General features: G+C 38.1%; 10 protein-coding genes, 16 tRNA genes, 2 rRNA genes, 2 pseudogenes, 1 riboswitch and 1 other annotated feature (1 of these 32 cut by a window edge). Of the genes and pseudogenes, 4 read left to right on the top strand and 26 right to left on the bottom strand.

Features of this window, described 5'->3' with window-relative positions:
* Window positions 1-101: 101 nt before the first annotated feature.
* The 5 genes from LZ578_RS06235 to LZ578_RS06215 all read right to left on the bottom strand — a co-directional run bounded on the left by LZ578_RS06235 (window position 102) and on the right by LZ578_RS06215 (window position 6,747).
* Window positions 102-866, bottom strand: coding sequence for an RNA methyltransferase (locus LZ578_RS06235; RefSeq protein WP_235144264.1), 765 nt, complete (start codon window positions 864-866; stop codon window positions 102-104).
* 102 nt (window positions 867-968) lie between these two features.
* Window positions 969-2,288, bottom strand: a complete 1,320-nt coding sequence (locus tag LZ578_RS06230) for a murein hydrolase activator EnvC (RefSeq protein ID WP_235144263.1) — start codon at window positions 2,286-2,288, stop codon at window positions 969-971.
* A gap of 367 nt (window positions 2,289-2,655) precedes the next feature.
* Window positions 2,656-4,059, bottom strand: a complete 1,404-nt coding sequence (gene pepV / locus LZ578_RS06225) for a dipeptidase PepV (protein ID WP_235144262.1) — start codon at window positions 4,057-4,059, stop codon at window positions 2,656-2,658.
* 106 nt (window positions 4,060-4,165) lie between these two features.
* Window positions 4,166-4,897, bottom strand: coding sequence for a pseudouridine synthase (locus tag LZ578_RS06220; RefSeq protein WP_235144261.1), 732 nt, complete (start codon window positions 4,895-4,897; stop codon window positions 4,166-4,168).
* A 23-nt stretch (window positions 4,898-4,920) separates the two neighbouring features.
* The gene (locus tag LZ578_RS06215) at window positions 4,921-6,747 is read right to left on the bottom strand and encodes a polysaccharide biosynthesis protein (RefSeq protein WP_235144260.1); all 1,827 of its coding nucleotides are present in this window, start codon (window positions 6,745-6,747) and stop codon (window positions 4,921-4,923) included.
* A 340-nt stretch (window positions 6,748-7,087) separates the two neighbouring features.
* On the opposite strand from LZ578_RS06215, the gene LZ578_RS06210 reads away from it, so the two are divergent.
* Window positions 7,088-8,515: a LysM peptidoglycan-binding domain-containing protein gene (locus LZ578_RS06210; protein ID WP_235144259.1), complete on the top strand. Its 1,428-nt coding sequence runs from the start codon at window positions 7,088-7,090 to the stop codon at window positions 8,513-8,515.
* Window positions 8,516-8,580: 65 nt separating this feature from the next.
* Here LZ578_RS06210 and leuS read toward each other — a convergent pair.
* Together leuS and LZ578_RS06200 are read right to left on the bottom strand one after the other, a co-directional pair.
* A pseudogene (gene leuS / locus LZ578_RS06205) lies at window positions 8,581-10,995 on the bottom strand (leucine--tRNA ligase).
* An 83-nt stretch (window positions 10,996-11,078) separates the two neighbouring features.
* Window positions 11,079-11,288 (bottom strand) — a binding site (T-box leader).
* Window positions 11,289-11,347: 59 nt separating this feature from the next.
* Window positions 11,348-13,114: a LysM peptidoglycan-binding domain-containing protein gene (locus tag LZ578_RS06200; RefSeq protein WP_235144258.1), complete on the bottom strand. Its 1,767-nt coding sequence runs from the start codon at window positions 13,112-13,114 to the stop codon at window positions 11,348-11,350.
* Between the two features lie 279 nt (window positions 13,115-13,393).
* Here LZ578_RS06200 and LZ578_RS06195 point away from each other — a divergent pair, with 279 nt between their 5' ends.
* Both LZ578_RS06195 and LZ578_RS12615 read left to right on the top strand, forming a co-directional pair.
* Window positions 13,394-13,822 (top strand): class I SAM-dependent methyltransferase, encoded by a 429-nt coding sequence (locus LZ578_RS06195; RefSeq protein ID WP_311198563.1) that lies wholly within the window; start codon window positions 13,394-13,396, stop codon window positions 13,820-13,822.
* Window positions 13,819-13,959 (top strand): class I SAM-dependent methyltransferase, encoded by a 141-nt coding sequence (locus LZ578_RS12615; protein ID WP_311198613.1) that lies wholly within the window; start codon window positions 13,819-13,821, stop codon window positions 13,957-13,959. Before LZ578_RS06195 ends, LZ578_RS12615 begins: the two co-directional genes overlap by 4 nt.
* Window positions 13,960-14,018: 59 nt before the next feature.
* Here the strand turns inward: LZ578_RS12615 and metK are convergent.
* Window positions 14,019-15,214 (bottom strand): annotated as a pseudogene (gene metK / locus LZ578_RS06190) (methionine adenosyltransferase).
* A riboswitch (SMK box riboswitch) is annotated at window positions 15,212-15,288 on the bottom strand. It overlaps the preceding pseudogene by 3 nt.
* Before the next feature lie 195 nt (window positions 15,289-15,483).
* On the opposite strand from metK, the gene LZ578_RS06185 reads away from it, so the two are divergent.
* A complete protein-coding gene (locus LZ578_RS06185) occupies window positions 15,484-16,308 on the top strand; it encodes a hypothetical protein (RefSeq protein ID WP_235144257.1) in 825 nt (274 codons plus the stop codon).
* Window positions 16,309-16,415: 107 nt separating this feature from the next.
* Here LZ578_RS06185 and LZ578_RS06180 read toward each other — a convergent pair.
* From LZ578_RS06180 to LZ578_RS06095, 18 genes are all read right to left on the bottom strand, one after another.
* A tRNA-Gly gene (locus LZ578_RS06180) sits at window positions 16,416-16,486 on the bottom strand.
* Window position 16,487: 1 nt separating this feature from the next.
* Window positions 16,488-16,563, bottom strand: a tRNA-Asp gene (locus LZ578_RS06175).
* Window positions 16,564-16,584: 21 nt separating this feature from the next.
* Window positions 16,585-16,657 (bottom strand) — tRNA-Met (locus LZ578_RS06170).
* Between the two features lie 42 nt (window positions 16,658-16,699).
* Window positions 16,700-16,789, bottom strand: a tRNA-Ser gene (locus LZ578_RS06165).
* 12 nt (window positions 16,790-16,801) lie between these two features.
* Window positions 16,802-16,873, bottom strand: a tRNA-Glu gene (locus tag LZ578_RS06160).
* Window positions 16,874-16,890: 17 nt separating this feature from the next.
* A tRNA-Ile gene (locus LZ578_RS06155) sits at window positions 16,891-16,964 on the bottom strand.
* Window positions 16,965-16,971: 7 nt separating this feature from the next.
* Window positions 16,972-17,042: transfer RNA gene (locus tag LZ578_RS06150), tRNA-Gly, on the bottom strand.
* A gap of 17 nt (window positions 17,043-17,059) precedes the next feature.
* Window positions 17,060-17,132 (bottom strand) — tRNA-Phe (locus LZ578_RS06145).
* 15 nt (window positions 17,133-17,147) lie between these two features.
* Window positions 17,148-17,220: transfer RNA gene (locus LZ578_RS06140), tRNA-Met, on the bottom strand.
* Window positions 17,221-17,262: 42 nt separating this feature from the next.
* Window positions 17,263-17,336: transfer RNA gene (locus tag LZ578_RS06135), tRNA-Pro, on the bottom strand.
* Window positions 17,337-17,344: 8 nt separating this feature from the next.
* Window positions 17,345-17,418: transfer RNA gene (locus LZ578_RS06130), tRNA-Arg, on the bottom strand.
* Between the two features lie 27 nt (window positions 17,419-17,445).
* A tRNA-Gly gene (locus LZ578_RS06125) sits at window positions 17,446-17,517 on the bottom strand.
* Between the two features lie 5 nt (window positions 17,518-17,522).
* Window positions 17,523-17,595, bottom strand: a tRNA-Thr gene (locus LZ578_RS06120).
* A gap of 6 nt (window positions 17,596-17,601) precedes the next feature.
* A tRNA-Leu gene (locus tag LZ578_RS06115) sits at window positions 17,602-17,683 on the bottom strand.
* Window positions 17,684-17,713: 30 nt separating this feature from the next.
* Window positions 17,714-17,786 (bottom strand) — tRNA-Lys (locus LZ578_RS06110).
* A 10-nt stretch (window positions 17,787-17,796) separates the two neighbouring features.
* A tRNA-Val gene (locus LZ578_RS06105) sits at window positions 17,797-17,869 on the bottom strand.
* Window positions 17,870-17,884: 15 nt separating this feature from the next.
* Window positions 17,885-18,000 (bottom strand): 5S ribosomal RNA (gene rrf, locus LZ578_RS06100).
* Between the two features lie 99 nt (window positions 18,001-18,099).
* Window positions 18,100-20,456, bottom strand: a 23S ribosomal RNA gene (locus LZ578_RS06095); it runs 560 nt beyond the window's last position.

The raw sequence follows: 20,456 nt of genomic DNA, 5'->3' as shown, positions 1-20,456 counted from the left end.
CCTTTCCTATCTTTATATGGAGTATTTCAAAGAGAAATACCGGATTCTAATCATTTTCTTAATAAATGGAAGGGATAATGAACACCTGTCTTTTATCATGATTAAAGAAAATGATAAATAAGAATACCAGCTGCTACTGCAACATTTAACGATTCTGCCTCACCTAAAATAGGAATATATAAATTTTCAGTTGTTTTCTCTAAAATTTTCTCAGAGATTCCATTTCCTTCATTTCCAAAAATAATTGCCAACGACGAAGTTTTTGCTACGGATCTAAAATCTTGTGCTCGTTCATCTAGTGCAGTCCCATAAACAGGAATATTTTGTTTGATATAGGGATGAATAACCTCATTCAAATCCCCTCGATAAATAGGAATATGAAAGTGGCTACCTTGCATGGAGCGAATTACTTTATCATTATAAGGATCGACACTACCCGTTCCAAATACGACTCCTGAATAACCAGCAGCATCAGCAGTTCGCACTATCGTTCCTGCATTTCCAGGATCTTGAACTCCATCTAATAAAACTAATTTCCCACTTATGTTTTCAGAAAGGTGGCTTTCTGTCATATTTAAAATACAAAGAATTCCTTGAGATGTTTGTGTTTGGGAGATTACTTTCATAATTTCGTCCGTTACAATAAAAACAGATGAAGACAAACCAGTTAGATCCAATGAAGATTGTTTATCTAAAAAACTTTGTGTAACGATTACTTCTTGAAGAAGGATTTCAGCTTTTTTTGCTTCTTGAAACAAGTGCTCGCCTTCTAATATATACTGACCAAATTCTTTTCTTCCTTTAGAAGAATGTAATTTTTTCCATTGTTTTACTTTTGTATTTTTTGTGGATGTTATTTTTTCCAAAATCATACCTCCCTATAGTCTTCTTTATTATAACAACATTTCTATTGAAGTCGATAAAAAAAGCTGGATAGAAGTTAATCTATCCAGCTACTGATCATTCAATTAAAGTGAAATATAGTTTAAAGGATTCACTACGACGCCATTTTCATATACTTCAAAGTGTAAATGTACCCCTGTAGAACTCCCTGTTGTTCCCATTGTTCCTATTTGTTGCCCTTGTCCAACGCTCTGTCCTGGAGCAACCAACAATCCAGAAATCATATGTGCATATAGAGTTTTTACACTAACACCATTTATTACTCCATGATTAATGATTACATGATACCCATATGAACTGTTATATCCTGCAAATTCAACAGTTCCACTTTGCGCTGCAAGAATAGCACCTCCACCGGCAATATCCATGCCCGTGTGTAAACGATATGAACCATCGATTGGATGAATTCTATATCCAAAAGAAGAAGAGTTATATCCACTTGCTGGACGAACAAATCCACCTGTATTAGTTACTGGTTCTCTAGAAGTTGAATTCGTTGAAGCATACAGATTGTTTGCTACTTCTTCAGCAGCGGCAGCGGCAGCCGCCGAGGCTGCTTCACGAGCTACTCGTTCTTGCTCTTCTTTTTCACGAGCAATTCTTTCTTGTTCAATTCGTTCCTCTTCTGCTGAAATATCATTTCTTACCGCTTGTGTTTGTGAATCTAGACTATTTTTAGTAGATTCTAGTTTGCTTTTTTCACTACTTGTAAGATTTGCATTTTCAATCACTAGAGAAATTTGTTCATCTAGTTCCGCTTTTTGTGCAATAATATTATTTTTGGCAATGATAATTTCTTGTTTCAGCTCTTCAGCTGCAGTTTTTTCATCTTCAACAGCTTGTTTGCTTTCTTCAACTTCTTTTTTATCATTTTCTTGTTGAACAATGATTTCTTTATTAGCTGTTACTAGCTTAGAAACAGTAGTGATTTTCCCAACTACTTCACTGAAATTTTCAGCTGACATCACGATGGATACCATATCAGTCATACTTGCTTCCGTTTGGATCACACGTGCTTGATTATCTAATTTTTCACTGCGTTGTTCTATCACTAGCTCTAAAGCTTCAATTTTCTTCTGTAATTCATCTATTTTTGCTTCGATTTCAAGCAGTTTTTCTTCTTGTTTTTCTAGTTTTATAAGAAGGTCATTAATACTGTTTTGCATTTCTTCAACTTTTTCTTGTAAAACTACTTTTTGTGATGCTAGTTCTTGTAGCGAAGATTCCTTTTCATTAATTTCACTTTGTACATTTTGAGATTCAGTTTCAAGTTGTTGTTTTTGTTGGTTTAATTCGTCTAAGGTATCTGCTTGAGCTGTTACTCCCCCAGCCAATGGAGAAAGAAGCAAGATTGTTGATGCTAGTGCAAAGTATTTTTTTCTCAATGTTTACGCCCCTTTGTTGTTACTCACAAGGCTTAGTATAACACTGAAGCAATACCTTATTGTAATAGGAAGATGACAGTTCTATGTCAAATAAAGAAAAATAGGATTTATCTAATTACCGCTTTATTAATAAAATATAATGTTATTATTTTCTATAAGTTTCACTATGTTTGATTTTCAACCAATAAATCCTGTAGTGGTAAGACTATATTGAATTTGTGTCTAATTAAATTTATATTGTTCACAATTCGCTCGTAAAGAAATTGACGCATTTGTAACCCCTTTGTAACATAAATTTATTTATTCTTTTCTGTATCAAAAAGCCACCATTTCCGAATTTAAAAAAGGAAATGGTGGCTTTTAAATTTTATTTAATTAATTCATATATTGCATCTGCATAAATTGCTGTTGCTCTAAATAAATCATCAAGAGCTAAAAATTCATTTGCTTGATGCATCGTATCAATACTGTCAGGGAATAAAGCACCATAGGCAACTCCACGTTCTAGTAGACGTCCATAAGTACCACCACCAATTGAACGTTCCTTACCTTTCACACCGGTATGTTTTTCATAGACAGCAAGCAAAGTACTTACCAAAGGATCATCTGCCGGCACATAATGTGGTAACTTTCCATGTCCACCTTTTTCTATGGTAACACCAAAATGATGCAACGCTGTTTCAAGTTTAATTTCTAAACCTTCCTCAGTAACCCCAGTAGGATAACGGAAGTTTAATGCAACTAGTCCACCCTCTTCTGGTGTGAATGTGAAAATACCAGCATTCATGGTCAACTCTCCCATAATTTCATCTGTATGAGCCAACCCTAATTTATTAGCTCCATGCTCCATATGAATCATTTCGCTAATTAATTGGAAGAATGTAGCAGCATCTCCTCCAAATGAATATTGATTTAAGAAGGTCGCTAAGTAGGTACCTGCATTTATCCCAGCTGAGGGATTCATTCCGTGAGAAGATTTACCTACTAATTCAATCGTAATTTTCTCACCTTCTGTTTCAATCGTTCCTGTTACAGGATTATTTTCAATAAAAGTGAAAAAGTCTGCTTCAATTCGTTCCGCTTCTTGACTCGTGAAGATTGCTGTTGCATCTTGAGGAACCATGTTTTCACGGAGACCGGCATCAAAACTAACTAATTGATTTTTGCCACCTGCTACATCAGATCTAAAACGTACATATAAGCTTGTGTTTCCTTTTTCACCGTTGATGATTGGGAAATCAGCATCCGGAGAGAAACCGAATGAAGGAAGCTCTTCATTTGCTAAATAATGGTCCATACACTGCCAACCACTCTCTTCATCTGTTCCAATAATCATTCGTACTCGTTTTGATACTGGCAGACCTAGATCGCGAATGATTTTGATTGCATAGTAGGCAGCCATAGAAGGCCCTTTGTCATCGCTTGATCCACGAGCGTATACTCGTTCTTCTTTGATAATTGGTTCAAATGGGTCTGTATCCCAACCAGATCCAGTAGGAACTACGTCAACGTGTCCAAATACTCCCATCAATTCTTCGCCTTCACCATATTCAATATGACCAGCTAAATTGCCGACATTTTTAGTTAGGAACCCGTCTCTTTTTCCAATTTCCAAAAAGGCTTCAAGAGCTTCTTTAGGTCCTGGACCTACAGGCATTTCTTTTGTTGCTTTTGCATCATCTCGTACACTGTCTATTTTTAAAATAGTAAATAGGTCTTCCAACAATGCTTCTTTTCTTGACTCTACTTCTTTTTGCCAATTTATTTCCATATTGTCACTCCCCTTATTACTAGCTCTTAAAAAATGAGCTTGTCTTTTTCTATCTTATCATTTTTTTGAACGAAGTACTTCCATAATGTGTAAATTTCCCTTGTCTTTATTCTTCTGGCAAGAATTGTTGAAGTTCTGTACGTTCTTTTTCAGTTAGCTCTCGATATTCTCCTGGTTGCAAAGTCTCATCCAGCCGCAAGCTTCCCATTGTTACTCTCTTCAAAAATGTCACTTCTTTTCCACAAGCAAGTACCATTCGTTTTACTTGATGGAATTTCCCTTCTTTTATGGTAATAAGAACATCAGAACTATTATTAGCCTCATCTTTTTTCAAAACTTCAAGATGGCCGGGCAAACATTTGGAGCCATCTTCTAACGTGATTCCTTTTTTAAAATATTCTTGATCATCCTCGGTCATGATTCCATCAATATGAGCAAAATAGGTCTTCTTCACATGACGTTTAGGAGAAAGCAAAAAATGAGTCAATTCTCCATCATTCGTTAGCAATAACAAACCTTCCGTATCTTTATCTAATCTCCCTACTGGAAAAAGATCATAATGTGAATACGTTTCGTCAATTAAATCGATGACTGTCTTTTGTTTTGAATCTTCTGTAGCACTCAATACTCCTTGAGGTTTATTTAATAGAAGATAAACATATTTTTGATAGAGAACCTTTTCTCCTACGACAGTGACTTCATCCTCTTTCGTAGAAATTTTGAAATCTCCTTTTGTCTGTACTTGGCTGTTCACTTGTACTTGTTTCTTTTTTAAAAGGAGTTTTACTTCTTTACGACTACCAAATCCACTATGAGATAAAAACTTATCCAGTCGCATACAATCCCCCTATTTAACTAGTTTTATTTAATATGAAATTTCTGACGTAGAGAACCGATTCGATTTCCCAATACTTGATCAGCAATCCTTGTCTTCAGTGCAAGGTACATAAAGACACTACCTCCAGCTACAGCAATTCCTGCAACTAGTAATAGAGCGGTTAATCTACGATCTGGTGAAAGGAAGACTTCCAATAATAAACGTGCGATGAATGCTACGGAAGTCATCCAGCCGGTAATTAGTGAAATTATTAAAACCGATTTACCAATACTTCGTAGATCAAAAGAAACAATTTTGTGAATGTTCCACATACAAAGTACAGTTGTTAGTAGGAATCCGATACTCGTCGAATACAACGGTCCCGCCGTTTCAAATAATGCAATCATTGGATATTGTAAAATCATTTTAGCCAATAAGCCAATTCCTAAATATAAAATAGCTTGGATATGTTTTCCGAATGATTGAAGAATCGTTGCAGAAATGGTGAACGCTCCTAAAATAATACTCATAATGGATGCAATCGCAAGAAGCTGTACCCCTTGAATATTGTAATCAGAAACCCCATAAAATAAATTATAGATAGGTTTAGAAACGACCATCATTCCTAATGCAGAAGGGAACATAACAAATGCAAATAATTCAAAAATCTTTTTAATTTGCTCTCGTAATCCATTTATATTTTTTTGAGTATAGTTTTCTACTAATAAGGGAATAGCAGTTGCAGAAAGTCCAACGGCTAAAGAAATAATAATCATAATCAATTTATCTGCATTAAAACTAAATAATCCATATAATTTTGCTATTGTAACTGTATTATACTCTGTTGTTACTGCCATAAAACGGGAAAAGGAAAATTGATCAATCAACTTCCCAAAGGTGATTCCTGATCCAATTAGAATAAATGGAATCGATTCTTTGAGCATTTCTTTAATAGCACTTTTAATATCGATTTCTACATCATCTGGACTACTCTCAATAACAGGTGCAAATTTTTGCATATGCTTCCGATAGTACCATACTAACATCATACAAGAAGCTACCGCACCAATGAAGGCTGCAAAAGTAGAGTGAGCTACTGCAACTGCGATTCTTCCATTAAATACTTGCATGACCAAAAAAGTAGCAAATAAAATATACACAACACGAACCACTTGTTCTACTACTTGTGTAATCGCAGAAGGGATCATATTTTGATACCCTTGGAAATACCCTCTAACAAGACTCATGGCTGGTACAACAAGTAAAGCTGGTGCCAACGCCCGAATTACTAACGTATTATCTTCAACTGAAGAACCTGGGCTATTTGAGGCAATAATTGGAGCAATCGCGTACATAATGATACTACTTATGACACCGGTTATTAACATAAAAACCATGCTCTTCTTAAATAGTTCTTCTCCTGCTCGATACTGTTTCTTCGCATTATACTGAGCTATTTTTTTGGACATAGCAGAAGGAAAACCAGCTATTCCCAAGGCAAGAAATAATTGATAAGGTGGATAACCAACCGCAAATAATGCGTTTCCTATATCTGAGCTAGATCCCATCATCGCATTCCAAGGTATAATGTACAAAGCACCCAGTAATCTTGAAAAAATACTGCCAAACGTCATCCAAAATGTTCCTTGAATCATTTTGTCTCCAGCAGAGATGTCAGATATTTCTACTGCTGCTTCAATAGGGAGTTCAGACACAGGTATATTTTCTGAATCTGAAGAGATATGAACATCTTTCATTTTCCTTTTTGTATTCATTTTCTGTTTCTTTATATTTTTTGCAGCTTCTTTTTCTGCTTTCTTCAATGCTTTTTCGGCTTTTTTTCTTTCTACTCTTGAATTATATTCTGTCATGTTTTTTACCTCTACTTCAATATGTTGTTCATCACTTTAAATATTTTACCAAATAAATTTTTCTTTTCAAATCAGTCATTCTATGAAATTTTTACCTTTATGTATTATAGCGTTCTTCCTTGTCTATTTCCATGTAAACAAACTTTTTAAAAGGACAATGACTGGTATAACGTTGGATATCACTCTGTTTTATGATATAATTTAAGTAGAAAGATTAATGATTTCTTATTACTTCTGTTCCCCCTCTTTCTCCTTCTTTTTTATTTCTCATCTACCTTTTCTCATCCTACTGTTGGATAATTAATTTTTTGCCTTTGGAATACAGAAAAGAGGTATTAAAATGAAAACGCATTCTCCTTCTAAGCTTTTTTTCCGTGTCGTTAGTATCATTTCTGCTTTAATTTTATTTCTTTTAATTATTACTCCTACCGTCCAAGCTGCACGTTCAGAATTTATAATGAGAGGAAATACAAGCCAAAAAGTTGTCGCATTTACTTTTGATGATGGTTCTGATGGCACGAATTTTAATGCTATCGTGAACACACTGAAAAAACATAGTATAAAAGCAACCTTTTTTCTGACGGGTGCTGGTGCCCAAAGTCATCCTCAACCTGTAAAAGATGTTGTCAATGCTGGACATGATATTGGAAACCACTCCTACAACCATCCTGATTTCACTGGTATAACTTCTGCAGAAATGATAAACCAACTCTCCAATACAGAAAAAATAATTTCAAATATATCTGGAAAAAGTACAAAACCATTTTTCCGTGCTCCTTATGGATCAACTAATGCGACTGTTTTGGATACTGTTGGGAATGCAGGGTATCAATATACTCTTCATTGGACCATTGACTCCAAAGACTGGATGGGAAATTCCTCCACTGATATCGTAAATATTGTGATGAATAACATAGAACCTGGTGCGATTATTTTGATGCATACTGGTCAAGGAGCAACGGGTACGCTAGCTGCTCTAGAAACGATTATTCCTCGTTTGAAAAACATGGGATATTCTTTTGTTACCATTTCCCAGTTACTAAATATTGGAGGGAATCCTTCCACTCCACCTGCAGGATCCTCTAGCTACAGTGTTAAATCTGGCGATACTCTCTATTCAATTGCGATGAAGTATGGAGTAACGGTACAAAGTATTGTAAGTGCAAATAGTATTAAAAATGCAAATTTGATTAGTATTGGGCAAACACTCAGGATCCCTGGAACAAGTGGTGGTGGAACCACTACGCCTCCACCGGCTAGCAGTACCACCTATACCGTAAAAGCTGGAGACACTTTATCTGTGATTGCCTCTCGGTATGGTGTTACGGTACAAAGTATTGTAAGTGCAAATAATATAAAAAATGCGAATTTGATTAGTATTGGGCAAACACTCAAAATTCCTGGAACAAGTGGCGGTGGAACCACTACGCCTCCACCGGCTAGCAGTACCACCTATACCGTAAAAGCTGGAGACACTTTATCTGTGATTGCCTCTCGGTATGGTGTTACGGTACAAAGTATTGTAAATGCAAATAATATAAAAAATGCGAATTTGATTAGTATTGGACAAGTACTCAAAATTTCGGGAACAAGTGGTGGAACGACTACTCCTCCACCTGCTGCAAGTACTACTTATACTGTAAAAGCTGGAGACACTCTTTACTCTATTGCCTTAAAATACAAAACTACCATTGCTAAAATAGCAAAAGATAACAATATTTCTAACACCAATCTAATTCGAGTAGGTCAAAACTTAATAATAAAGTAAACAAAAAGGTAACAGAACCTGCATAAATTTATGCAGTTCCGTTACCTTTTTTCAATATAAAAAAATTAATTTGCTACAATATTTACTAGTTTTCCTGGTACAGCAATTACTTTGCGAATTGTTTTTCCTTCGATTATTTGTTTTATTTTTTCATCTTGCATCGCAACTTCAGTAAGCTCTTCTTTAGATAAAGTCGCAGGGACTGTCGCTTTACTTCTTAATTTACCATTGATTTGGAAAATAACTTCTACTTCATCTTCCACTAAATATTTTTCATCATAGGTTAGCTAAACAACATAACTAATTCCGTCTGAATTACCTAGTTTTTCCCAAAGCTCTTCAGCTAAATGTGGAGCAACCGGAGCAATTAGTTGAACAAAACCATTCATGTACTCAATTGATAAAGAATCAGCTTTATTAGCTTCATTTACAAAAATCATCATCTGTGAAATAGCAGTATTAAAATGTAATAAATCATAATCTTCGGTAACTTTTTTCACAGTTTGATGATAAACCTTATCCAATACACCTGTATTGACTTTGGTAACACGATCTCGTACTTTTCCTTCATCATCCATAATTAATCGCCATACTCTGTCCAAGAAACGTCTGCTCGCTTCGATCCCTTTTTCACTCCAAGCAGTAGAGGCATCCAAAGGCCCCATAAACATCTCATAAAGACGAAGAGTATCTGCTCCAAATTCTTCTACGATGTCATCTGGATTGATTACATTTCCTTTTGATTTTGACATCTTCTCATTATTTTCTCCCAAAATCATCCCTTGATTGAATAATTTTTGGAAAGGTTCCTTCGTAGGAACAATGCCTAAGTCATAAAGGAATTTATGCCAGAAACGAGCGTACAATAAGTGAAGGACCGCATGTTCCGCACCACCAATATAAAGATCAACGTTTTGCCAGTAATCAAGTGCTTCTTCACTTACAAGAGCATCTGGATTATGTGGATCCATAAAACGTAAGAAGTACCAAGAGCTACCAGCCCACTGTGGCATGGTATTGGTTTCACGTCTACCTTTCATCCCTGTTTCAGAATCAACTACATTTACCCACTCTTCAATAACTGCTAGTGGGGATTCACCCGTACCACTTGGTTGAATCTTATCTGTTTTTGGTAATAGCAATGGTAGTTCTGATTCAGGAATCGTAGTGGTAGTTCCGTCTTCCCAATGAATAACTGGAATAGGCTCTCCCCAATAACGTTGACGAGAAAATAACCAATCACGCAAACGATAAGTGACAACTTTCTTTCCAAGTCCTTTTTCTACTAACCAATCATTGATTGTGTCAATAGCTGTTTCTTTATCCATTCCATCTAAGAATTCAGAATTTATATGTAATCCATCTTCCGTATAAGCTTCTTTTTCAACATCTCCACCTTCTAGAACTGGAATAATCTTTAGGTCGAATTTTTTGGCGAACTCATAGTCTCTTGTATCATGCGCAGGTACACTCATGATTGCTCCTGTTCCATAGGTAGACAATACGTAGTCAGCAATCCAAATAGGAATTTCTTGTCCGTTTACAGGGTTTATTGCATACGCTCCAGTAAATACCCCTGTTTTTTCTTTAGACAGTTCTGTACGCTCTAAATCACTCTTTTTTGAAACCTTTTCAATGTAAGCATCTACTTCATTTTTTTGATTGCTAGATATAATTTCTTGAACTAACGGTAATTCTGGAGCTAATACTGCATAGGTAGCACCAAATAGTGTATCTGGACGAGTAGTAAACACGGTAAATGTTTGATCAGTGTCTTTTATTTTGAAATCAACGTTTGATCCTTCTGAACGACCAATCCAGTTCCGTTGCATATCTTTAATGCTTTCTGGCCAATCAACTAAATCAAGATCATCGAGTAATCTTTCTGCATAAGCAGTAATTTTCAACATCCACTGACGCATTGGTTTTCGGTAAACAGGGTGGTCACCACGCTCGCTTAAACCATCAATCACCTCTTCGTTCGCCAATACAGTGCCTAATGCTGGACACCAGTTAACGGATACTTCTGCTTCATAGGCTAATCCTTTTTCATATAACTTTGTAAAAATCCATTGCGTCCATTTGTAGTAATTAGGATCCGTTGTATTGATTTCTCTTGACCAATCATAACTAAATCCTAATGACTTAATTTGTCGTTCGAACGTTTTTATATTGAGTTCTGTAAATTCTGCTGGATCATTCCCGGTATCTAATGCATATTGTTCTGCAGGCAATCCGAAAGCATCCCACCCCATTGGATGAAGAACATTGTATCCTTGTGATCTTTTTGTACGTGCAAGAATATCTGTGGCTGTATACCCTTCAGGATGTCCTACGTGTAATCCTTGGCCAGATGGGTATGGAAACATGTCTAAAATATAATATTTAGGTCTCTCAGTTGAATCCTCTGTTTTAAAGGTTTCATTTTCTAACCAATATTTTTGCCACTTTTTCTCGACTGTGCGGTGATTATAAGCCATGCGTATTTCTCCTATTCTTTTTGTTGATTTTTTTATTTTTATACATAAAAAAAGTCCTATAGTCCTTCCATCTATGGAAAGGACTATAGGACGACAGAATCGTGGTACCACCTATATTGAAATGAAAAAAAATTCATCTTCTCATGCCGATAACGTGGCGATCCGTCAATACTTACTATACTATTCAGCATTGCAACTGAAAGGTGAGTTCAAAGATTCTGTTCATGCATTCACACCAACCATGCACTCTCTATAGAACATTATCTTTTACTGATCCTTCTCATCGTATTTCATTTATGTACTCACAATTGTATCAGAGTATCCTTGATAATTCAATATTTTTGTTAGCTGTTTATTTAACTTGTAATTGTTGTCCAACGTAAATCATATTACTCGTAACGTGATTCCACTCGATTAGTTGAGTAATAGATACACCATATTGTTTTGAAATAGCATAAAGTGTGTCACCACTTTTAACGGAATGTGTTTGAGACACTTTTTCAGTTGTCTGACTTGTTGACTCTTCAACTTGAATAGGAGTTGTTGCCTTTGCTATTTGTAGTTTTTGACCAATTAAAATAATATTAGAATTCAATTGATTCCATTCTTTCAACTCTTTAACAGAAACTCCCGCTTGATTAGCAATTCGATAAAGAGTATCTCCTGATTTTACGGAATAAGCTTTAGAAGAAGTAGCTGGTTTTACATTTTCTACTACTTGGTCTTTCACTGGAATACTCTCTTCTTTGCTAGGAGTGGTTCCTGTATTCGCTTTGTTGACTTGTAGGATTAACTTCTGACCTGGATAAATTATGGTAGATTTCAATTGATTCCATTCAGTCAATTGTGCCACACTAACATTTGCTTGGTTAGCAATTTTGTATAAAGTGTCACCTGAAGCAACCGTTACTGTTTTTGATGTTATTGTTTGTACGGGCTGATTCTGAACAGGTTTACTTTCCGTTGTTGGTTTTTCAGGAACGGTTACCGTATTTTCTTCCTGTGCAACCTGATTCATCAAACGTAAACTTTGTCCTGGTTGGATGATATCTGTTTTCAAGTTATTCCACTCTTTTAATTGTGCTACAGTGACATTATTTAATTGGCCAATTTTCCATAAAGAATCACCCGATTTAACTTTATAGACAGAAAGACTCGTTGGTTTACTTTGTTCTACTGCGCTTTCTTCTGTATCTACTTTTTCAAATGATACAGGAGTATTTACAGGCGTCTCAACTTTCTTGTTGGAAACCAGTAAAATATCGCCTATTTGTAAAAAACTACTAGTTAGTTGATTCCATTTCATCAAATCATTTAAGGAAATACCGTATTTACCAGCAATCGCATATAAGGTATCACCACTTTTTACTGTATAACTCGTGTTCGTTGCTGCAGAAATATTTTGGTCCACTACTTCTTCTGTTCCAACTGAAGGAACAGTGGTAGAAGGTGTGTCATATTTAGTTAATTCATTTGATTCAATAATTTTATTTAGTTTTGAATTATAAGCACTATCGGTTGCATATCTTCCTGTTAAATAAGAAGTAGCTTCTTGATAGGATGACGCATTACTTTTCCAAACTCCATCGTAGAAAAGTGGATCCCATCCTGTTCCATTTCTTAAAAGTGAAGCGTAATCTTCTAAAGATTCATGATACGAAGGATATTTACGGAAATCTGCTTGAATTGGATAGTAATTTTGGTTTCCACTATCTTCCAAAGTGCCCATATTAACCGATTCGCCTTCATAATTTCCTTTAATTCCAAATAAATTATGATTGGGTTCTGAAGCTAACGTACTTTTACCCCATCCGCTCTCTAGAATTGCTTGTGCTAACATAACGGAAGCATATAAATCATTTTTCTGTGCAATACTCGATGCAGAAGGAACGAGAGAGTTAAGAAAAGGATTTTCAGAATAAGTTTTTACTTCATTCTGTGTTTCTGTTGTTTTTTCTGCTGCCATCACATGCTTCACTGGTTCTACTAAGTTAGCAAGAAGAACAGACGCACTGATAACTGCAAAATTCATTCTCATTTTTTTAGCAGAATGACGAATTTTTTCATTCCATTCCTTTTCCTGTTTACCCGCTAGCCACTCTTTTCTAGAAATACTCAACCATACCACTCCTATCGTAAACTTTATAAATCTCATTTTTTAATTAATAAATTCTTAAGTTTTGTTAAACTATTCTTATTATAGTGTGAATGGGCTTCATAAGTCTTTATATATTCAAATTGTAAAAAAAGTAATACTCTTGTAATATTTGAAGAAATGTATTTAGCCTTCTCAAAATGATTATTTTTAATATCTAAATCAAATAAAGATGAAAAAATAATAATTTTCCCCTTGCTTCATCACGTTCATGATACAATAAAATTAAAAAGAGGTCAGTAAATGTTAGAAAAAGCGATTGAATACAGTCATCAGTTATTAAAGAACATTGTTCAAGAACCAGACACAGTTATTGATGCAACAGTTGGAAAAGGAAAGGATACCCTTTTTTTAGCTACATTAGTAGGAGAAACTGGCACAGTTATTGGTTTTGATGTGCAAGAAAAAGCTATTCATCATACTTATAAAGAATTACAGGAAGTCGGACTTCAAAGTCGAGTCGAGCTGCATCAAGTTGGTCATGAACAAGTAGAACTCTTTTTATCTACTGAAAAACCAATTTCAGCAGCGATTTTTAATCTAGGATACCTTCCAGGAGGTAATAAGGAAATTACAACAGAAAAAGAAACAACATTAAAAAGTGTTTCTGCGATTTTACCTTCTTTAAAAATAGGTGGTTTGCTTTTACTAGTTGTCTATAGTGGCCCCTGAATGGTAAACTTGAAAAAGAAGCTCTATTAGATTATGTAAAAGAACTAGATCAATCAAAATACACGGTTCTACTCTATCAATTTATAAATCAGAAAAACACTCCACCATTCCTGATTGCAATTGAAAAAAGACAGTAATTATCATTCTAAAGAAATAAAAAACTATTTTGCAACTGCAAAATAGTTTTTTATTTCTTTTATTTTAATAGATTTTTTAACTGTTCTACTTTATCGGTATTCTCCCACGTAAAATCTACATCTTCTCTACCAAAATGTCCATAAGCAGCTGTTTTTTTATAAATTGGACGTTGTAAATCTAACATATGAATAATTCCGGAAGGTGTTAATGAAAAAAATTGACGAATAGCGGCAATTAATTTTTCCTCAGAAACTGTTCCCGTTCCAAAAGTATCTACTGAAATCGATACAGGCTCAGCGACACCAATTGCATATGCTAGTTGAATTTCACATTTCTCAGCAAAACCAGCAGCGACAATATTTTTTGCAATATAGCGAGCAGCATAACTTGCAGAACGATCAACTTTTGTTGGATCTTTTCCTGAAAATGCTCCCCCCCATGACGTGCGTACCCTCCATAAGTGTCGACAATAATTTTACGACCAGTTAAACCAGAATCTCCCTTTGGTCCTCCAACAACAAATCTACCAGTTGGATTTATGTAATATTTCGTATTTTCATCTAATAATGATGAATCAATAACAGTTTTTATTACATACTCTAAAATATCTTCTTTTAACATTTCTTGAGTTACGAATTCATCATGTTGTGTACTTAGTACAACTGAGTCAACTCGCAGCGGTTTTCCCTCTTCATCATATTCAACGGTTACTTGAGTTTTTCCATCTGGACGCAAATATGGCAAGGTACCATCTTTTCTTAGCTCTGTTAAACGTTTCGTCAACTTATGACTCAAACTAATCGGCAAGGGCATTAATTCTTCGGTTTCATTGATAGCAAAGCCAAACATTAAACCTTGGTCTCCTGCACCAATCAAATTCGTATCATCTTCAGAAGATTCATCTTGCTCACGATTTTCAAATGATTGATTTACTCCCTGAGCAATATCTGCAGACTGTTCATCTAAAGAAACCATTACAGCCAAATTCTCTGCATCGAATCCAAATTTCCCACGTGTATATCCTATTTCACTTACAGTATCACGAACCACTTCTTGAATATTTACATATGCAGAAGTTGTTACTTCTCCAAATACCATAACTAAACCGGTCGTAACAATTGTTTCACAAGCCACACGAGCTGTTTTATCCATACTCAATAGCTTATCTAGTATTGCATCACTTATTTGATCAGCAATCTTATCTGGGTGTCCTTCTGTAACGGACTCAGATGTAAATAATCTTTTCTCTACCATTTTTATTCCCCCATTTTTCGGTTACAAGGCGTCTCCACTATAGCGGATCCTATCGGGATATTACTTCAGCCTTTTTAACAATAACATGCCTACTATACGCTTCTTATGAAGAAAAATCAACTCTTATCAGGTAAGAATATATTTTTTCAATCGAATCGTTCATTTATACTTTAATAAGCTTTTAAGAGAGGAAGTTCACTTGACAAGGATTAGGGGGTCTTCTATTATGAAGGAAGATAGGCTAAATACGATTGTAGAGGATGTCTAACATGGAAGAACTCAGTAAAAAAATCTTTAAGTACACAAATATTCCTTTCGTTTCTTGGCTTTTATCACCACTAGCTATTCTATTCGTAGGTACTTTTCTCGGTGCTAAAAAAGCTTCATTTCAATTTTATCCTTTTTTATTACTTTATCTTTTTTTACTCTTAATAAAAGCAATGGAAATTGCATTTTTTAAGAATTCAAGTGGTGACTTATCCATACCAAAATCTATTCCTTATATTTTTTATTCAATTTTAATTATTTTATTGACTTTGTTATTAGTTGCCACAAACTGGATCATATCAGCTTTACTTGTTCTTTACTGCTTCTTTATTATTTTAGCCTTTTATAAAGGAGTCAAAATGGAAGATACAGAATATTATTTGTTGCTCCAAATTTTCTTTCAGACATTTATAATTGGCCTAATTTCTTATTATCTTCAAACAAAGTTTATTTCCATTCAAATTCTTCCCTACTTTCTCCCTACTCTCTTCCTAATGATTCCCATTACATTGAATCAACAAGAAAAACTTCTTGCTGCTCGAGAGATAAAGAAAAGCTACTCACCTTATCAAGATTTATTAATTGAAAAGAATAACATTTTGAGTATGATTAGCTTTATTATCGGGATTGTAATCATTTTTATACTCTTCAATATTCAAAACGTTCTTATTTGGAAGCAAATTCTTTTTTTTAGTGTTCTATTAATCTATTCATTTCCTTTAACAGTAAAGCAGCTGAGAAATAAGCTTAGACCAGATCTTTATGTAGCTAATTTTGTTTGTTTAATAACCGTTTTATATAGCGTTCTTTTAAATATCTCCATTTAAAAAAGGACAATCTATAGGTTTTGTTCTTAAGGATTATCCTATCTTCATCTGTAATTTAAAACAAAAAAAGCCAAGACATTGAAGTCTTAGCTTTTTTTATCTTTAGAAGCGGGTGACGAGAATCGAACTCGCGATAACAGCTTGGAAGGCTGTAGTTTTACCACTAAACTACACCCGCATGGCGGTTCCGACGGGATTTGAACCCGCGATCTCCTGCGTGACAGGCAGGCATGTTAACCCCTACACCACGGAACCTGTATATATGTAAAATAAAAATTGCGGGGACAGGACTCGAACCTGTGACCTCCGGATTATGAGCCCGACGAGCTGCCAACTGCTCTACCCCGCGATAATAGTAATGATTTTTTCAGTCTATTTAGACTAAAAAGTAAGGAGGATAAGGGATTCGAACCCTTGCGTGTTTTTACACACCTGACGGTTTTCAAGACCGTTCCCTTCAGCCGGACTTGGGTAATCCTCCATAATATAATAATGACCCGTACGGGAATCGAACCCGTGATACCGCCGTGAAAGGGCGGTGTCTTAACCGCTTGACCAACGGGCCAATAAAAACTATTCAAATGGGCCTAAATGGACTCGAACCATCGACCTCACGCTTATCAGGCGTGCGCTCTAACCAGCTGAGCTATAGGCCCCTAAAAAAGCGGGTGACGAGAATCGAACTCGCGATAACAGCTTGGAAGGCTGTAGTTTTACCACTAAACTACACCCGCAATAAATACCATACAAATGGCTTGAGACAGAATCGAACTGCCGACACCTTGAGCTTCAATCAAGTGCTCTACCAACTGAGCTATCAAGCCGTAAAAAATGAAAAATTGCGGGGACAGGACTCGAACCTGTGACCTCCGGGTTATGAGCCCGACGAGCTGCCAACTGCTCTACCCCGCGATAATAGTATTTTATATTTTATGACATAATATTTTGTTGCAATCGGGAAAACAGGATTCGAACCTGCGACCCCTTGGTCCCAAACCAAGTGCTCTACCAAGCTGAGCTATTTCCCGTTAAAGAATGCACCCAGCAGGAGTCGAACCTGCAACCGCTTGATTCGTAGTCAAGTACTCTATCCAATTGAGCTATGGGTGCCTAATATTTTGTGAAGTTCAAATCAAAAGCGGAAGACGGGGTTCGAACCCGCGACCCCCACCTTGGCAAGGTGATGTTCTACCACTGAACTACTTCCGCAGAGATGCCGGCTAAAGGATTTGAACCCTCGACCCTCTGATTACAAATCAGATGCTCTACCAACTGAGCTAAGCCGGCTCAGAATGCGGGTGAAGGGACTTGAACCCCCACGCCTTGCGGCGCTAGATCCTAAATCTAGTGCGTCTGCCAATTCCGCCACACCCGCTGATTATTAGTTAGATAGTTATTCTAAAAATGAGTTATGCAGGGCTCGAACCTGCGACCCTCTGATTAAAAGTCAGATGCTCTACCAACTGAGCTAATAACTCATAAAACAAATGGAGGTTAACGGGCTCGAACCGCTGACATTCTGCTTGTAAGGCAGACGCTCTCCCAACTGAGCTAAACCTCCATAAAATATAAAAATGCGCGGCAGCGTCCTACTCTCACAAAGGGAAACCCTTCACTACAATCGGCGCTTGGAAGCTTAACTTCTGTGTTCGAGATGGGAACAGGTGTGGCCTTCCAGCCATCGCCACCGCACATTTTTATGGGGTTAAGGAAACATTGTTCCCTCAAAACTGAATACACAACATGATAAACAAAGTCGGACCAGGCACCGCATTACGTCGCTGCCTGTTTTTGGTTAAGTCCTCGACCGATTAGTACGGGTCCGCTCCATGCATCGCTGCACTTCCACTTCCCGCCTATCCACCTGATCGTCTCTCAGGGGTCTTACTCACTTCAAGTGATGGGAAATCTCATCTTGAGGGGGGCTTCACGCTTAGATGCTTTCAGCGTTTATCCCGTCCACACATAGCTACCCAGCGATGCTCCTGGCGGAACAACTGGTACACCAGCGGTGTGTCCATCCCGGTCCTCTCGTACTAAGGACAGCTCCTCTCAAATTTCCAACGCCCGCGACGGATAGGGACCGAACTGTCTCACGACGTTCTGAACCCAGCTCGCGTACCGCTTTAATGGGCGAACAGCCCAACCCTTGGGACCGACTACAGCCCCAGGATGCGATGAGCCGACATCGAGGTGCCAAACCTCCCCGTCGATGTGAACTCTTGGGGGAGATAAGCCTGTTATCCCCAGGGTAGCTTTTATCCGTTGAGCGATGGCCCTTCCATACGGAACCACCGGATCACTAAGCCCGACTTTCGTCCCTGCTCGACTTGTCTGTCTCGCAGTCAAGCTCCCTTCTGCCTTTGCACTCTACGAATGATTTCCAACCATTCTGAGGGAACCTTTGGGCGCCTCCGTTACACTTTAGGAGGCGACCGCCCCAGTCAAACTGCCCGTCTGACACTGTCTCCCGGCCCGATAAGGGCCGCGGGTTAGAGTGTTCCTGCCGCAAGGGTAGTATCCCACCGTCGCCTCGACCGAGACTAGCGTCCCGGCTTCATTGGCTCCTACCTATCCTGTACATACGGCACAAACACGCAATATCAAACTGCAGTAAAGCTCCATGGGGTCTTTCCGTCCTGTCGCGGGTAACCAGCATCTTCACTGGTACTATAATTTCACCGAGTCTCTCGTTGAGACAGTGCCCAAATCGTTACGCCTTTCGTGCGGGTCGGAACTTACCCGACAAGGAATTTCGCTACCTTAGGACCGTTATAGTTACGGCCGCCGTTTACTGGGGCTTCAATTCGAAGCTTCGCCCGAAAGCTAACCTCTCCTCTTAACCTTCCAGCACCGGGCAGGCGTCAGCCCCTATACGTCATCTTTCGATTTTGCAGAGACCTGTGTTTTTGATAAACAGTCGCTTGGGCCTATTCACTGCGGCTGACCTTTCGGTCAGCACCCCTTCTCCCGAAGTTACGGGGTCATTTTGCCGAGTTCCTTAACGAGAGTTCGCTCGCTCACCTTAGGATTCTCTCCTCGACTACCTGTGTCGGTTTGCGGTACGGGCAGTTGATTTCTAACGAGAAGCTTTTCTTGGCAGTGTGACTGCGGGAACTTCGGTACTTAATTTCCCTCCCCATCACAACTCATCCTTCGCGGGTAGAAGCATTTGACTCCTTCCCAGACTTGTTGCTTGGGCGCGCATATCCATCAGCGCGCATTCCGTTGCCTCCTGCGTCCCTCCATTGTTCAAACAAAATCAACTGGTACAGGAATCTCAACCTGTTGTCCATCGCCTACGCCTATCGGCCTCGGCTTAGGTCCCGACTAACCCTGGGAGGACGAGCCTTCCCCAGGAAACCTTAGTCATTCGGTGGACGGGATTCTCACCCGTCTTTCGTTACTCATACCGGCATTCTCACTTCTAAGCGCTCCACCAGTCCTCACGGTCTCGCTTCAACGCCCTTAGAACGCTCTCCTACCACAGAATCAATGGTTCTGTCCACAGCTTCGGTGATCTGTTTAGCCCCGGTAAATTTTCGGCGCAGGGTCACTCGACTAGTGAGCTATTACGCACTCTTTAAATGATGGCTGCTTCTGAGCCAACATCCTAGTTGTCTGAGCAACCCCACATCCTTTTCCACTTAACAGATACTTGGGGACCTTAGCTGGTGGTCTGGGCTGTTTCCCTCTCGACTACGGATCTTATCACTCGTAGTCTGACTCCCGGACGTGAATCAATGGCATTCGGAGTTTATCTGAATTCGGTAACCCGAGAAGGGCCCCTCGTCCAAACAGTGCTCTACCTCCATGATTCCTCGTGTCCGAGGCTAGCCCTAAAGCTATTTCGGAGAGAACCAGCTATCTCCAGGTTCGATTGGAATTTCTCCGCTACCCACACCTCATCCCCGCACTTTTCAACGTACGTGGGTTCGGTCCTCCAGTGCGTATTACCGCACCTTCAACCTGGACATGGGTAGGTCACCTGGTTTCGGGTCTACGACCCCATACTTATTCGCCCTATTCAGACTCGCTTTCGCTGCGGCTCCGCCTTTTCAGCTTAACCTCGCATGGAATCGTAACTCGCCGGTCCATTCTACAAAAGGTACGCCATCACCCATTAACGGGCTCTGACTACTTGTAAG

It is taken from the genome of Jeotgalibaca sp. MA1X17-3 (genome assembly GCF_021513155.1).
In the GTDB taxonomy this organism is placed as follows: Bacteria; Bacillota; Bacilli; order Lactobacillales; family Aerococcaceae; genus Jeotgalibaca.
This window is presented reverse-complemented; position numbering and strand designations above follow the sequence as displayed.